Raw genomic sequence first — 12,664 nt, forward strand, 5'->3', positions numbered from 1 at the left:
GTTTGTCTTCTCGGGGTGTACGCTTTTTTCTCCTGGGTTATTACGGGTTTGGAAACTGGGGTGACGAGTTAAGCCTTCTGGCCAGCATAGAGACGCTTTCCCAAATTAGTGAAAAAACTGGTGTGCCTTTTTCCATAGAAGTGCTTTATGCTTCAACACAGCCGCTGATAGCTTTTCCTGGTAAGGTCCAAATTGTAGAGCGCAAAGAGTGGTTAGCAATTTTCAGGGCTTTACGCAGGGCTGATTTCGTGATGGTTGCTGGGGGGAGCTTGCTTCAGGATAAAACCAGTTTTCGTTCTCTTCTTTATTATCTCTTTCTTCTGCGACTGGCTCTTTGCTGGCGCAAAAAAGTCATTTTTTATGGATGCGGTCTGGGTCCCCTGGAGCGCACCCTCAGCCGCGTGATGGTTAATGCACTGTTGCAAAAGGTTTCTCTGTTCGTTGCCCGCGATACCGAAACCTTTCAGTATCTCACCTCTTTGAGAGGTTTGGAAGAGGTAGTAGTACTGGGGGGCGATCCGGTGCTTTACTGGTCTAATCGCCTGCCAGCTCGGAACCCTTCGGGCGAACGAGTTGCCTTTTTCCTGCGTTCTGAGGGGCTGACTATGGAAAAGGTTTCCCGGGAACTGCAGTCTTTCGCCAAGCTCAGTGGGGAAAGGGTAGAGATTGTGGCTTTTCACGAAGCAAGAGATGGGCGCTTCCTTTCGGAAATTGCAAGAAGAGCGGGATGTTCATACAGAGTTTTTTCTAAACCGCAGGAGATATGGGATTATTTTTCTTCTCTAAAGATGGTTTTTTCAATGCGCTTGCATCCTTTGATAATAGCCACCTTGTTCGGAATACCCTGGTTTGCCTTTGATATAGATCCCAAGATTGCGGCTTTTTCTGACAGCCTGGGATTTAACAACCTGCTTGCTCTTGACGATTTTGCGGCGCGTCAACTGAGCGAATGCTTGCAGTGTGTCCCTTCTCTCGGAGAGAAAATTTCGGCGGTTCGGCAATCCCTGGTAGAGAGTTATCTTGAGACGGAAAAATCGCTGCTCAATTATCTGGTTGCGGAAATGGAAAGGCGGGCAGGTGGGGATGCTTCCTGATAGTCGGTGGTTTGACCTGCTGGGGGTTCCTGTTTTTGGAGGAAGTTTTCAAGAAGCGCTGTCTTTAATCGAAGGAGCAGTTTCGCGAAACGAAAAAATGCATGTCATTACCTTAAATCCCGAAATAATGGCCCATGGTTTGCTCGATTCCTCTTTTTACCATATTTTACTTTCCGGTGAACTTGTGGTTCCCGATGGAAAAGGGATCATTCTCGCTTCCAGATTTTTGGGGAAGAAACCGACTGAACGGATAGCAGGTATTGAGCTTTTACGGGCTCTTCTTGCCAGAGGGGTGGAAAGGGGCTGGACTTTCTATTTCCTGGGGAGCAAAGAGGCGGTGGTGCGTAAAGCAGTTGAGAGAGCAAGAATGGATTTTCCAGGTGTGCAGATAGTGGGTTTTCATCACGGCTTTTTTGACGACGACCACAGAGTGGTTGCCGATGTAAATCGTTTGAATCCCGATTTCCTTTTTGTCGGCTTGGGTTCTCCTCGCCAGGAACGGTGGATTTACAAGTATCGCTCCGAGCTAAAGTCGCGGGTGATGGTGGGGGTAGGAGGCAGCTTTGATGTCCTCAGCGGTTTTAAGGAGAGAGCCCCTCAGTGGATGATTCGCTGGGGCATGGAGTGGTTATACCGGCTGGTTCGGGAGCCATGGCGGGCGAGAAGGGTTGTTCCTGCTTTCTGGCGTTTTGGGATTGCCGTCTTGAGGCAGAAGTTTCGGAAATCAAACCATAAGGTATAATGAGAAAATAAAAAGCGAAGAGGTTCTGACATCAGGGTGAGCTTTCTGCTTTTTGAAAAGGTTTCCAAAGTGTATCGAAACGGTGTGCGTGCCCTTCACGAAGTAAGCTTTGAAATCCAGGAAGGGGAAATGGTTTTCTTGATAGGGCCAACTGGTGCTGGTAAGACCAGCTTGCTTAAGCTGGTTACCCTTGAAGAGCGGCCCACCTCTGGTGAAATCTGGCTGGATGGTTGCTGTCTCAACCACCTTGGTGATCATCGGATACCTATTTTGCGTCGTAATCTGGGCATTGTTTTTCAAGACCAGGTGGTGGTTCCCTACCGCAGTGTTTACGAGAATTTGATTGTTCCCCTGGAGGTATTGAGACTTCCTCGCAAGGTTGTTTACTTGTTGGCTAAAGACATTTTAAGTTCATTGGGTTTGTGGCATAAGAGGCAGCATCTGGTGAGCGAACTTTCGGGTGGTGAGCGCCAGAAACTCTGCATAGGGAGGGCGCTGATTCACCGTCCGCGTATTGTCCTTGCTGATGAACCCACGAAAAACCTGGATTCCGAAACCAGCCGCTTTGTACTCAGAATGCTTTATGAGTACAGCCTGGAACATCGTGCAACTGTTCTGGTAGCCACTCACACTCATCGCTTAGCCAGACTGGTTCCTGATTCCCGTTGCGTTTTTATAAAAGAAGGCCGGATAGTGGGTATTACCAGGAATCATACTTCAATGGAGAGTAAATTCCCGTCATGAGTAAAAAAAGCGGCGTTGCTCGACGAAGGTGGTTGCAGCTTAATCTGGCCTGGGTGGGTGTGTTTCTGGTGCAATTCCTTTTCAACTTTTTTTTGGTGGGGATTTTTGGTTTGCAGCAATTGCAGGAGAGCTGGGTTCAGAGTTTACTTATCAAAGCCTATTTTAAGCCTGAGATAAAGCAGGAAGAAGTGGAAAAGTGGCTGACCAAGATAAAGAGCTTTCCTCAGGTGCGGAAAGTGGTTCTGGTCACTCCCCAAGAAGCTGAAAAGCGGTTCCTGGAGAGTTTAGGTCTTACCAGAGAAGATCTTTCGCTTCAGGATAACCCCTTTCCCCCTGCCCTGGAAATTACCTGTAACAACCTGGAAGAGATTGCACCCCTTGCAGAATACCTTGGTGGTCTTGAAGTCTTCGATGAGGTGCTTTCTGGTGCTTCTCAAGCTCGAAACTTTCTTTCCTTCTACTACATTTTACTGGTTACTGGAGGGGGTTTGGGTGTGTTGATGCTGATTTTTGCTACCTTGATGGTGAGCAATGCAGTGAGTGGTGCTCTTTGGTTGCGAAGGGAAGAAGTTGAGCTCTGGCACCGGGTGGGGGCGAGCCTGAAGTTTATCAGAAGACCTTTCTTCTGGTTTGGATTTGCGGGCAGCTTGATAGGCAGTGCTTTTGCTCTGGGTGTCAGCCTGATTTTTTGGAGAGCGTTTTTGCGTTTCCTGGCTGATTTTTTGCCCTTTTTGCCCCTGTTGCAGTTTGTAGACGTTATGATCATTCTGATAGTTGGTGATGTATTATTTGGGTTGCTGGTTGGGTTGAGTGGTTCCTGGTTTGGTTTCAGGAAGGGTCTCAAAGGAGTTGGATATTGATGTTGGGGAGGATACGTTTTGTACGGCGTGGTGTAGCCTTGTTGTTTCTTCTTTGCTGGTGGTGCTTTTCGGCTCCGCTCTTCGCCGACCCGACTTCGCTTGAGAGGGAAATTGCTCGTCATGAGCAGGAATTGCAGGAGCTACTCAAGCAGGAAAAAGAACTGGCTCAGAAACTCGAAGAACTTACCAGAAGTGAAAGTAATCTGGCAAAGGAAGTAGAAAAACTGGATCAGCAGATTGCAAGGATAGAGAAAGACGTGGCTTCCGCTCGCCAAAACATTGTGGCGCTTGAGAAAGAGCGCAAAGCGCTTGAAAAGGAAACTCAGGGAATTGCTCGAGAAATAGAGAGCAAAAGAGACCAGGTGAAAAAAGCGATGGTTGCTCTTTACAAATATGGTGGGGAAGAGAAGATTTGGGAGCGGTTTCTTAATCTTAACCTTGATGACCCTGTTTCTCTGGGTGAACAATGGTATCTGTTCAAGCAATACCTGCAATTTGAGCAGCAGCTCATCACTCAGTTTCTTAATGAGCATTCACTGCTGAACGCGAAACTTGAGGAAATCAAGCAGAGAATCCGTCTGGAAAATGTTTTAAAGCAAAAGTTGCTCGTTGAGGAAGAAAAACTCGAGAAGCTCCGGGAAGCTCGGGAAACAATGCTTAAAAAGATCGCTACCAATCGAAAGCAGTACCAGCTTAAACAGGAAGAACTTCGTAAAGCCCAGAAAGAGTTAAAGTCAACCATTTCCAAACTGCAGGAGGAAATTCGCAAGGCCAGAGAAGAAGCTGCTCGGCGAGGAGAAGCTGTTGTAGAGGGTCCCCTGCCTGCACTGGGAACTCTGGACTGGCCAGTTCGAGGAAAAATAGTCAAGCAGTTTGGAGAATACAAGGATCCGGTTTACGGTATTCCTTTCTATAATCCAGGGATAGATATTGCAGCGCCTCTGGGAACTAATGTGGTGGTTCCTTATGATGGAGTGGTTGTTCTGGCGCGCAGTGTGCGGGGTTACGGTAACACGGTAATTATTGACCACCAAAATTCGATGATCACCATGTATGCTCATTTACAGAGCATTGCTGTCAAAGCGGGAGACAGAGTTAGGAAGGGAGACGTGCTGGGCAAGGTCGGTAATAGTGGGCTTACCGAACAACCTGTGTTACACTTTGAGATAAGGATTGGTAACGATGCCAGAGAAGACAATCCGTTGCGCTGGCTGAAAAAGTCCTCTTAGAGGAAATCTGGGGTGAAAGCGAATGAAATTGAGCAAGCGTTTTTGGACTATTCTGGTACTCATTCTGGCAGTAGGCTTAATGGTTTCCTTTGCTTTGGTAAGGATTTGGGCTATCTCTCTGGGAGAGGAAAGTCTTGACGCAGGAACCTGGAAGCCCTTTCTGGAGACCGTGCAGCTTCTTAAGGAGAGATTTTTCTTTTCTGAGCGCCTTGAAGAGCAAAAACTTATGGAAGAAGCAATTCGGGGCTTACTTCGCGCTACTCAGGACCCCTATGCTCGCTATCTCGATGCAGAGGATTTCAAGATAGAAATGAGTGACCAGGTTGAGGGCCAGTTTTCAGGCCTGGGTATTCTGGTGGCTATCAAGGATGGCAAACTTACCGTTATTTCACCTTATGTGGATTCTCCGGCCTATGCTGCTGGAGTAAGGGCTGGCGACGTGATTTTGGAAATAGATGGCGAACCTACTGCTGGTATGGCGCTTGGTGATGCAGTCAAGAAATTGCGAGGACCCAGAGGCACCCAAGTTACTTTAACCATAGAACGAGAGGGAGAACCGGAACCTCTGCATATAACTGTAACTCGGGATGTCATCGTCATAAAAAGTGTTGAGGTTGAAAAGCTCGATGACCAGATTGCAGTTTTGCGTATTTTTGAGTTTCATGGCAAGACCTTTGAACAGGTGCGCAAGGCACTTTCTGAGCTGAACCATGATGACATTCAGGGTCTAATCGTCGATTTGCGCAATAATCCAGGCGGACTCTTGCAAACAGCAATGTTCACTACTGGGCTTTTTCTTCCCCAGGATGTTCCTCTTTTGATTGTAGAGAGTCGGGAGGGTGCCCGGCATACTCTCAAAAACCCTATCAGCCCTGAATGGGACAAACCGACTGTAGTGCTCATCAATAAAGGGACTGCCAGTGGAGCGGAAATTATGGCTGGTAATTTGAAAAACGCAGGTATACTCCTTGTGGGCGAGCAGAGCTTTGGTAAGGGAGTCATTCAGGAGATATTTCCTTTGTCCAATGGAGGAGGGGTTATTTTTACGGTTTCCAAGTATTATCTTGGAGATGGTAGCGATATCGATGGTAAGGGTATTGTACCTCAAGTAGAGGAGAAGGACGAAAAGCTACAGCTTGAGCGAGCTCTGAATGAGGTGAAAAAGCTTGTCGGAGAACCAGTGGAAGTCCTGGAATAGAACGTTTCTGACACTCATTGTTGTCCTCCTTTTTTTGGGGGTTTTCTTCTTCGGGAGAGAGCTTTTTCAGCAGGAAACCCGGGCAAGAAATTTTTATACCAGTGAAGCTCGCCTTTCCTCGGAAGAAGAAAGGCGATGGCTCGCACTTTTTGTGTTTTATGAATCGCGGAAATATCTCGCCGGACTTCAAATAAAAGAGAATCTGAAAGAGGAACTGTTGCAGTGGCAGGCAAAGGGTGTTCTTGACGATGTTTCTCTTTTCAAAGAGCTTGAGCAGAGAATGAGCTGGCTTGTTGATGTTTTGAGGCAACTTGACTATTATGGGGAAATAAGGAAAAGCAGAACCTCTTTGAGGGTACTCTTTTTCAGGGAATTTTGGCCCTGGTTAGATTTTGAGGTCAGGTTACTGCCTGCTTATAAGCTGGCTCTCATTATTGATGATTTCGGATATAACTCTTCTGTGGCTCAGAAATTTATGGATTTGCCTATCAGGCTGAATGTAGCCATTTTCCCTCACCTTCAACTCTCCGCTTTTTTGAGTCAGCTTGCCCGGGATAAGGGAAAAGAAGTTTTAATTCATTTTCCGATGGAGGCACAAGACCCGGCCCAGAACAAAGGTGAAAGTTTTATGCTCAAAAGGGGAGCAGCGGAAGAAAGCATCGAGCAGATGCTGGAGGAGGCTTTTTCCAGCATAGAGTCTGCCCGGGGTCTTAACAACCACAAAGGCTCTCTGGCTACCGCGGATGCCCAACTGATGCAAAGATTTTTTGCGGCGCTTTCCAGAAGGAAAGGAGTATATTTTGTTGACAGTTTAACTTCTTCAAACTCTGTAGCTTGTGAGGTTGCTCTCGAACATGGTATTCCCTGTCTCAGCAGAGATGTTTTCATCGACGGGGTTCTTGAAGAGGAGTATATTCTTGGCAAACTTCGCGAGGCAGTTTCCCTGGCTAAGCGGAGAGGCTTTGCAGTGGCTATTGGTCATGCGAATGAAATCACATATAATGCTCTGTCGAAGTTCGCGAAGGAAATAGGGCAGGAACAGGATTTGGGGTGGGTGTTTATCTCGGATTTACTTTTGTATCTTGGAAGAAAGGAGTAAGAGAGGCATGGCTTTTGTTGATAACAACCGCTGTTTTCTGTGTGGCAAAGATAATCCCATAGGTTTGAAAATTGATTTTAGAAAAGAAGGGGAATATACGGTTGGAGAAACGGTCGTTCCCTGGTTTTTTCAGGGTTTTCAGGGCGTGGCTCATGGGGGTATTGTGGCTTCTCTGCTTGACGAAGTGATGTCGCACAGCGTGAAAAGCGATGGGTTACTTGCGGTAACTGGTTCACTGGAGGTGAAGTATCACCATCCCTGCCTGACTGGTCATCCGGTTCTTTTGCGAGGCAAAGTGGAAAAGGTTTCGGGACGAATTATAGAGGTTTTCGGGGAAATTGTTCAGGATGGCAAAGTTGTGGCCTCTGGAAAAGGAATATTCGTTATTCCCAGACAAGGAGTGATTAGAAAATGACCCAAGTTAGCGATACAGTTAGGGTGCGTTTTGCTCCCAGTCCAACCGGTTTTCTGCACCTGGGGGGAGCGCGCACTGCCCTTTTTAACTGGCTTTTTGCCAGGAAGTATGGAGGAGTTTTTATTCTGCGGATTGAAGATACAGACGTTGCTCGCTCTACCGAAGAATCGGTGGAGGTAATTCTGGAAGGCCTGCGTTGGTTAGGCCTTAACTGGGATGAAGGACCGGAAGTAGGCGGTGATTATGGGCCTTACTTTCAGAGCCAACGTTTACATTTTTACCGAGAATACGCGCAAAAGCTCCTCGATGCAGGATTAGCCTATCACTGTTTTTGTACGCCAGAGGAGCTTGAGGAGCGCAGGCAAAAGACCATTGCTTCCGGGAGAAGCTGGCGTTACGACAGGTTGTGTCTTTCTCTCACCGAAAGCAAAAAAGAAGCCCTACTTGCCGAGGGCCGTAAGCCCGTTTTGCGCTTTTTTATACCAGAAGGAAAAACTACTTTTCTGGACCTTCTTCGGGGTGAAGTAGAATTTGAGAATCAGGAACTGGATGACTTTGTAATACTCAAATCTGATGGTATGCCAACTTACAACTTTGCTTGCGTGGTTGACGATGCGCTGATGAAGATAACCCATGTAATCAGAGGGGACGATCATATTTCCAACACACCGCGCCAAGTACTGCTTTACAAAGCTCTGGGTTTTCCGTTGCCCAGTTTTGCACATATTCCCATGATTCTGGGTAAAGACAAAACCCGACTTAGCAAGCGCCATGGTTCACCCTCGGTGACCTATTATCGTGATAAAGGGTATCTCCCCGATGCTTTGTTCAATTATCTGGCGCGCTTGAGTTGGGCAAGCGGGGAAGAGGAAAAAGAGATTTTTACCCGGGAAGAAATTATAGAAGGTTTTTCGATAGAGCGGGTAACCAAGCGTGCCGCAGTTTTTGACCTCGACAAGCTTAACTGGATGAATGGATTATACATTCGGGAAGCCTCCCTTGATTATTTACTGGAGATTTTTCTGGAAATTGCACCCAAAAACGGACTCTCTGGTGTGGATTTCGCTGATGAAGCGTTTCGGGAGTATTGTAAGAAGGTACTGGACATTATGCGGGAACGCATTAAATACCTGGCACAGCTTATTGAAGAAGCGATTTACTTTTTCAAAGAAGATTATCCCTATGACGAAGAGGCAGTTGAAAAGGTGCTCAAAGAAGCTGGGGCTCGGGAACGTCTGGAGGTTTGCCTGAAACGCTTTAAGGAGTTAGATACCTTTACGGCTTCTGAGCTGGAAGAAGTAGTGAGAAGTACCGCTTCAGAGTTAGGAGTCAAGGCGGCAAAATTGATTCATCCTCTTCGAGTTGCAGTGTCCGGTAAGCGGGTTGGTCCAGGACTTTTTGAACTACTGGAAGTGCTTGGAAAAGAACGGGTCATAAGTAGAATCGAAAGAACTCTTACTATGCTTTCTTAATGGGGGTTGTATTTCCTGGTGGGGAGTGGAATTCAGGACGGTGCGTCCTGATTGCCACTCCCCTAAAGGGAGAATTTGAAGAGGTTTAATTTTGCTCCAGGCGAGCAGAAAGTGTAATGTCAATACTGGAAAGCAAAACGCTTACTGGACAGGTTGCTTTGGCCTTCTGGGCAATATTCAAGAACTCTTCCTCGCTTATCCCGGGAACGCGGGTTGTACATTCAAGATGGCTACTTTTGATTTTAAATCCTCCTTCCACGGCTTCCATGCTAATGGTAGCCTGGGCTTCCACTTTTTCCGGGGTATAACCACTTTCAGATAGAAGGTGTGAAAGCGCCATCGCGAAACATCCTGCATGTGCTGCGGCAATAAGCTCTTCGGGATTGGTTCCACTCCCATTTTCAAAACGCGACCTGAAAGAATAACTACCTTTAAAAGCTCCACTACCAAGCTCAACTGTACCCTTTCCTTCTTTGAGATTTCCCATCCAGATTGCTCGTGATGTTCTTCTGAGCATTTCAATCACTCCTTTTCGCACTAAAGTGTTTTGGTTTACTTTTTAAAACCCCGGTTGGGGGCTTAAATTCCTGTTTTGGTGGTAAATTGCACCTTGTTCCCTGAAGCGCTTTTCAGCTTGAGCCAGTTGGGTATTGAAAAAAGGGCTTGAGAATGATAAGATAATGCTTGCCTGAGCTGAGAGGTCGTCTAAGGGTAGGACGCGTGACTCTGGATCACGTAGTGGTGGTTCGAATCCACCCCTCTCAGCCAATTCTTTTTTTGAGGTTGGTTGTGAGTACTCAGAAACTGGAACAGCTCAAGAAACGCTTTCAGAAAGAGCCCTTCGCTAATTTATTCCGCTTTTCACTTCTGGAACTCAGAGAAGGTTACGCCAGAGTAAAGCTTGAGGCCGACGCTCGCTATTACAATATTTTCGATGTGGTGCACGGAGGATGCATTTTTGCTCTCATTGATGAAGCTTTTGAGCTGGCTTGCAATTCCCACCTTGAGGATGCAGTAGCCATGAGTGTGCAGGTTAACTACATTAAACCGGTTAAAGAGGCTTCCTTAATTGCCGAAGCACAAGAAGTGGCACTAACCAGAAAAACTGGCATTTACGATATCCGGGTATTTTGTAACGCAGAAGAAGGTGAAGAAACAGTGGCCATAGCACGAGCCCTCTGCTATAGAAGGCCCCCTAAAAAGGAGGGGGAATAACCCCCTCCAACCAGTTATTTATCCTTCTCTTTTTCCAAGTTCTCGGTCTAGCAGCACAAGACCCTGACCTTTGCCTTCTGTGTAATTCAGCAGGGCCAGGATGTAGGAAGCATTCTTCTCTTCTTCCACTTGCTCATCGATAAACCACTGCAGCATTACCTGGGCTGGGTAGTCGTTCTCTTGCTTGGCGAGCTCGTAGAGCTGGTTAATCATGGAAGTCACTTTTTGCTCGTGCTCCAGTACCTTTTTAAACATGTCTAAAGGAGTGCCGAATTCCACCGGGGGTTGCTCGATAGCTTTCAGAATAACCCTTCCTCCCCGGTCGTTGACAAAGTCATAAATTTTCATACCGTGGCCAATTTCCTCTTTAGCCTGAACCTTAAGCCAGTGGGCAAAACCGTTCAGATTCTGGGCTTCGCACTGAGCAGCCATGGCCAGGTAGAGGTAAGCCGAGTAGAGTTCGTTTTTGATTTGCTCGTTTAAGGCTTCTTCGAGTTTTTTGCTCAACATTTCCACTTCCTCCTTTCGGATTTTTTAAATGGACACCTGTTTTATCATTTTACCAAACCTATTTCCCAGTTCTTCTACTTTCTGAAATTCCTGAATAGTAGGATTTCCTTTGAATTCCAGACTATCTATCATTTCCCAGTTCAAGTCAGCACACCACTTCTCTAACTCCCGTTTAGCTCCTCCAGACCAGGCAAAACTGCCCAGGTAGACCACTTTTTTGCCAGCTATCCCCTTCCGTTTAGCGAGGTCCAGAAGGTGTGCAAGGGGAGGAAATAAACCGGTTTCGTAGGTGGGTACCGCTACAGCGACCCCGCGATTCTGCCATAGGGTTTTGAGGATATAGCTGGGATGAATTTTCCGTACGTCGAAAACTTCAAATGGAACTTCACTTTTCAGCAGTCCCTGCATGAAGGTTTCGGTTGCTTTTTCGGTGGCCCCGTACATGGTTCCATAAAGCAGAGTGACGCCTGCTTCGCCGCCAGTAGTCTGGAAATCGGCCCACTTCTGGTACAGTTCCACAATTTGCTGAGGATTGCCTCTCCAAATCAAACCATGGGAAGGGGCTACCACGTTGGGCTTGATGTCGGACAGTTTGGCAATGGCTTTTTTGACCATAGCGCTGAATTTGGCAACAATGTTTGCATAGTAGCGCAGGGCTTCGTCGATGTAGAAATCCAGATTTTGGCACTGGTCATCAAAGATTGTTCCCTTCAGAGCACCATAGCCCCCAAAGGCATCGCAGGAAAAAAGAATGCCGAAAGATTGTTCGAAAGTTACCATAGTTTCTGGCCAGTGCACAAAGGGGATGAAAAAAAACTGCAATTTTTTGGTGCCCAAGGACAGCTCATCGCCGTCTTGAACAGTTTGTATTCCTTTTTCAAGGTGGTAGAAAGCCTGTATCATTGGCTGAGCCTGAGGCGTGCAGAGAATGGTTGCTTGTGGTGCTACTTCTCGCAAGAGACTCAGGGTTCCGCTATGGTCTGGTTCCATGTGATTGACCACAATGTAATGGAGATCTCGGGGTTCTATGACCTGTTTTATTTGATAAAGGAACTCATCAAAATAGGAAGACTTTACCAGATCTATGAGAACGTTTTTCTGATCTTTGAGAAGATAGGAGTTGTAGGATACACCTTTTTCACTTACTGGCCACAGGCCTTCAAAAAGCTCCGTGTTATAGTCGTTTACACCTATCCAGAAGACGTTAGGGGCAATTTCAATCCTGGGCACTTCTTTGCTCCTCCTTTCCCAAACAAGACCAATTATTGCGTATTTTAATGTAAACTTATTACTGAGGTTGTTTATTCCTGGTAGAGTTGAGAACAAAATGGCTTTTGGGGAGGTTTTGCAATGGAGGGAGTGGAGTGGAGAGATAAAGTGGCTGTGGTGACTGGAGCAAGCCGTGGTATAGGACGGGCCATTGCAGAGCTTTTTGCCCGTCAGGGTCTGCGTCTTACCCTGGTTGCACGTTCTCAGGACGCCTTGCTCGCTTTTTGCACAGAACATACTCTTTCTGAAGCAAGGGCCCTGATTTGCGCTGGGGATTTGAGCGATCCTTTCTTTCCGCAAAAGGTGGTCGAGCAAACTGTGGAGCACTTTGGTCAACTCGATGTTATTGTCAACAATGCTGGAATAGCTTTTCCCGCCTCTTTGGAAGAGACCACTCTCGAGCAGTGGGATTTGCAAATGGCGGTTAATGTGCGGGCTCCATTTTTAATCTGTAAGGCAGCGCTTCCCTACCTTCGTCGTTCGCAGGTGCCTACCATTGTGAACATTGCTTCGGTGGTTGCCTACAAAGGCTATGTAAACCAGGGGGCTTATACGGCTTCCAAACACGCCCTGCTTGGCTTTAGCAAGGTTCTGGCGCGGGAAGTTCATAAAGACGGGATTCGAGTTCACGTGGTTTCTCCAGGTGGTGTGGCTACAGAGATGATTACCTCCATGCGTCCGGACCTGGATCCTTCAATTTTGGTTCCTCCCCGGGAGATTGCTGAAATTGTGTGGTTTTTGATTAGCAAGCGAGGCAATGCGGTTATTGATGAGGTGTCAGTGCGCAGGTTTTCTAAGGAACCCTGGATATAAAGGA

At 46.9% G+C, this 12,664-nt stretch carries 14 protein-coding genes and 1 tRNA gene; 12 read left to right on the forward strand and 3 right to left on the reverse strand.

Annotated features, from left to right (window positions below):
* Positions 1 to 2: 2 nt before the first annotated feature.
* The 9 genes from csaB to gltX are packed head-to-tail and all read left to right on the forward strand — an operon-like array spanning position 3 to position 8,853.
* Positions 3 to 1,094: a polysaccharide pyruvyl transferase CsaB gene (csaB, locus tag QBE54_RS01700; protein WP_369018636.1), complete on the forward strand. Its 1,092-nt coding sequence runs from the start codon at positions 3 to 5 to the stop codon at positions 1,092 to 1,094.
* Positions 1,084 to 1,836 carry a WecB/TagA/CpsF family glycosyltransferase gene (locus QBE54_RS01705; RefSeq protein ID WP_369018637.1) on the forward strand — a complete coding sequence of 251 codons (753 nt, stop codon included), beginning with the start codon at positions 1,084 to 1,086 and terminating at the stop codon, positions 1,834 to 1,836. Before csaB ends, QBE54_RS01705 begins: the two co-directional genes overlap by 11 nt.
* A gap of 36 nt (positions 1,837 to 1,872) precedes the next feature.
* Positions 1,873 to 2,580 carry a cell division ATP-binding protein FtsE gene (locus QBE54_RS01710; RefSeq protein ID WP_369018638.1) on the forward strand — a complete coding sequence of 236 codons (708 nt, stop codon included), beginning with the start codon at positions 1,873 to 1,875 and terminating at the stop codon, positions 2,578 to 2,580.
* Positions 2,577 to 3,440 (forward strand): cell division protein FtsX, encoded by an 864-nt coding sequence (locus tag QBE54_RS01715; RefSeq protein ID WP_369018639.1) that lies wholly within the window; start codon positions 2,577 to 2,579, stop codon positions 3,438 to 3,440. Before QBE54_RS01710 ends, QBE54_RS01715 begins: the two co-directional genes overlap by 4 nt.
* Complete coding sequence (locus tag QBE54_RS01720; RefSeq protein WP_369018640.1) at positions 3,440 to 4,669, forward strand: murein hydrolase activator EnvC; 1,230 nt, start codon at positions 3,440 to 3,442, stop codon at positions 4,667 to 4,669. The genes QBE54_RS01715 and QBE54_RS01720 overlap by 1 nt, the downstream gene beginning before the upstream one ends.
* Before the next feature lie 22 nt (positions 4,670 to 4,691).
* Complete coding sequence (locus QBE54_RS01725; protein ID WP_369018641.1) at positions 4,692 to 5,867, forward strand: S41 family peptidase; 1,176 nt, start codon at positions 4,692 to 4,694, stop codon at positions 5,865 to 5,867.
* On the forward strand, positions 5,836 to 6,966 hold the full coding sequence (locus tag QBE54_RS01730) for a divergent polysaccharide deacetylase family protein (protein ID WP_369018642.1): 1,131 nt from the start codon (positions 5,836 to 5,838) through the stop codon (positions 6,964 to 6,966). The genes QBE54_RS01725 and QBE54_RS01730 overlap by 32 nt, the downstream gene beginning before the upstream one ends.
* A 7-nt stretch (positions 6,967 to 6,973) precedes the next feature.
* Positions 6,974 to 7,381 (forward strand): PaaI family thioesterase, encoded by a 408-nt coding sequence (locus QBE54_RS01735; protein WP_369018643.1) that lies wholly within the window; start codon positions 6,974 to 6,976, stop codon positions 7,379 to 7,381.
* Positions 7,378 to 8,853 carry a glutamate--tRNA ligase gene (gene gltX / locus QBE54_RS01740; protein ID WP_369018644.1) on the forward strand — a complete coding sequence of 492 codons (1,476 nt, stop codon included), beginning with the start codon at positions 7,378 to 7,380 and terminating at the stop codon, positions 8,851 to 8,853. The genes QBE54_RS01735 and gltX overlap by 4 nt, the downstream gene beginning before the upstream one ends.
* An 85-nt stretch (positions 8,854 to 8,938) precedes the next feature.
* Here the strand turns inward: gltX and QBE54_RS01745 are convergent, their stop codons facing one another.
* Positions 8,939 to 9,370 (reverse strand): OsmC family protein, encoded by a 432-nt coding sequence (locus tag QBE54_RS01745; RefSeq protein ID WP_369018645.1) that lies wholly within the window; start codon positions 9,368 to 9,370, stop codon positions 8,939 to 8,941.
* Between the two features lie 177 nt (positions 9,371 to 9,547).
* On the opposite strand from QBE54_RS01745, the gene QBE54_RS01750 reads away from it, so the two are divergent.
* Together QBE54_RS01750 and QBE54_RS01755 are read left to right on the forward strand one after the other, a co-directional pair.
* A tRNA-Gln gene (locus QBE54_RS01750) sits at positions 9,548 to 9,621 on the forward strand.
* Positions 9,622 to 9,642: 21 nt separating this feature from the next.
* Entirely contained in the window at positions 9,643 to 10,068 is a 426-nt protein-coding gene (locus tag QBE54_RS01755) for a PaaI family thioesterase (protein WP_369018646.1), read from the forward strand.
* 18 nt (positions 10,069 to 10,086) lie between these two features.
* Here QBE54_RS01755 and QBE54_RS01760 read toward each other — a convergent pair whose 3' ends face one another.
* Together QBE54_RS01760 and QBE54_RS01765 are read right to left on the reverse strand one after the other, a co-directional pair.
* The gene (locus QBE54_RS01760) at positions 10,087 to 10,578 is read right to left on the reverse strand and encodes a ferritin (protein ID WP_369018647.1); all 492 of its coding nucleotides are present in this window, start codon (positions 10,576 to 10,578) and stop codon (positions 10,087 to 10,089) included.
* 24 nt (positions 10,579 to 10,602) lie between these two features.
* Positions 10,603 to 11,808: an FprA family A-type flavoprotein gene (locus QBE54_RS01765; protein WP_369018648.1), complete on the reverse strand. Its 1,206-nt coding sequence runs from the start codon at positions 11,806 to 11,808 to the stop codon at positions 10,603 to 10,605.
* 120 nt (positions 11,809 to 11,928) lie between these two features.
* On the opposite strand from QBE54_RS01765, the gene QBE54_RS01770 reads away from it, so the two are divergent.
* Positions 11,929 to 12,660: an SDR family oxidoreductase gene (locus tag QBE54_RS01770; protein ID WP_369018649.1), complete on the forward strand. Its 732-nt coding sequence runs from the start codon at positions 11,929 to 11,931 to the stop codon at positions 12,658 to 12,660.
* Positions 12,661 to 12,664: the final 4 nt, after the last annotated feature.

The sequence above is a fragment of the Thermatribacter velox genome (genome assembly GCF_038396615.1).
Classification (GTDB): domain Bacteria; phylum Atribacterota; class Atribacteria; order Atribacterales; family Thermatribacteraceae; genus Thermatribacter; species Thermatribacter velox.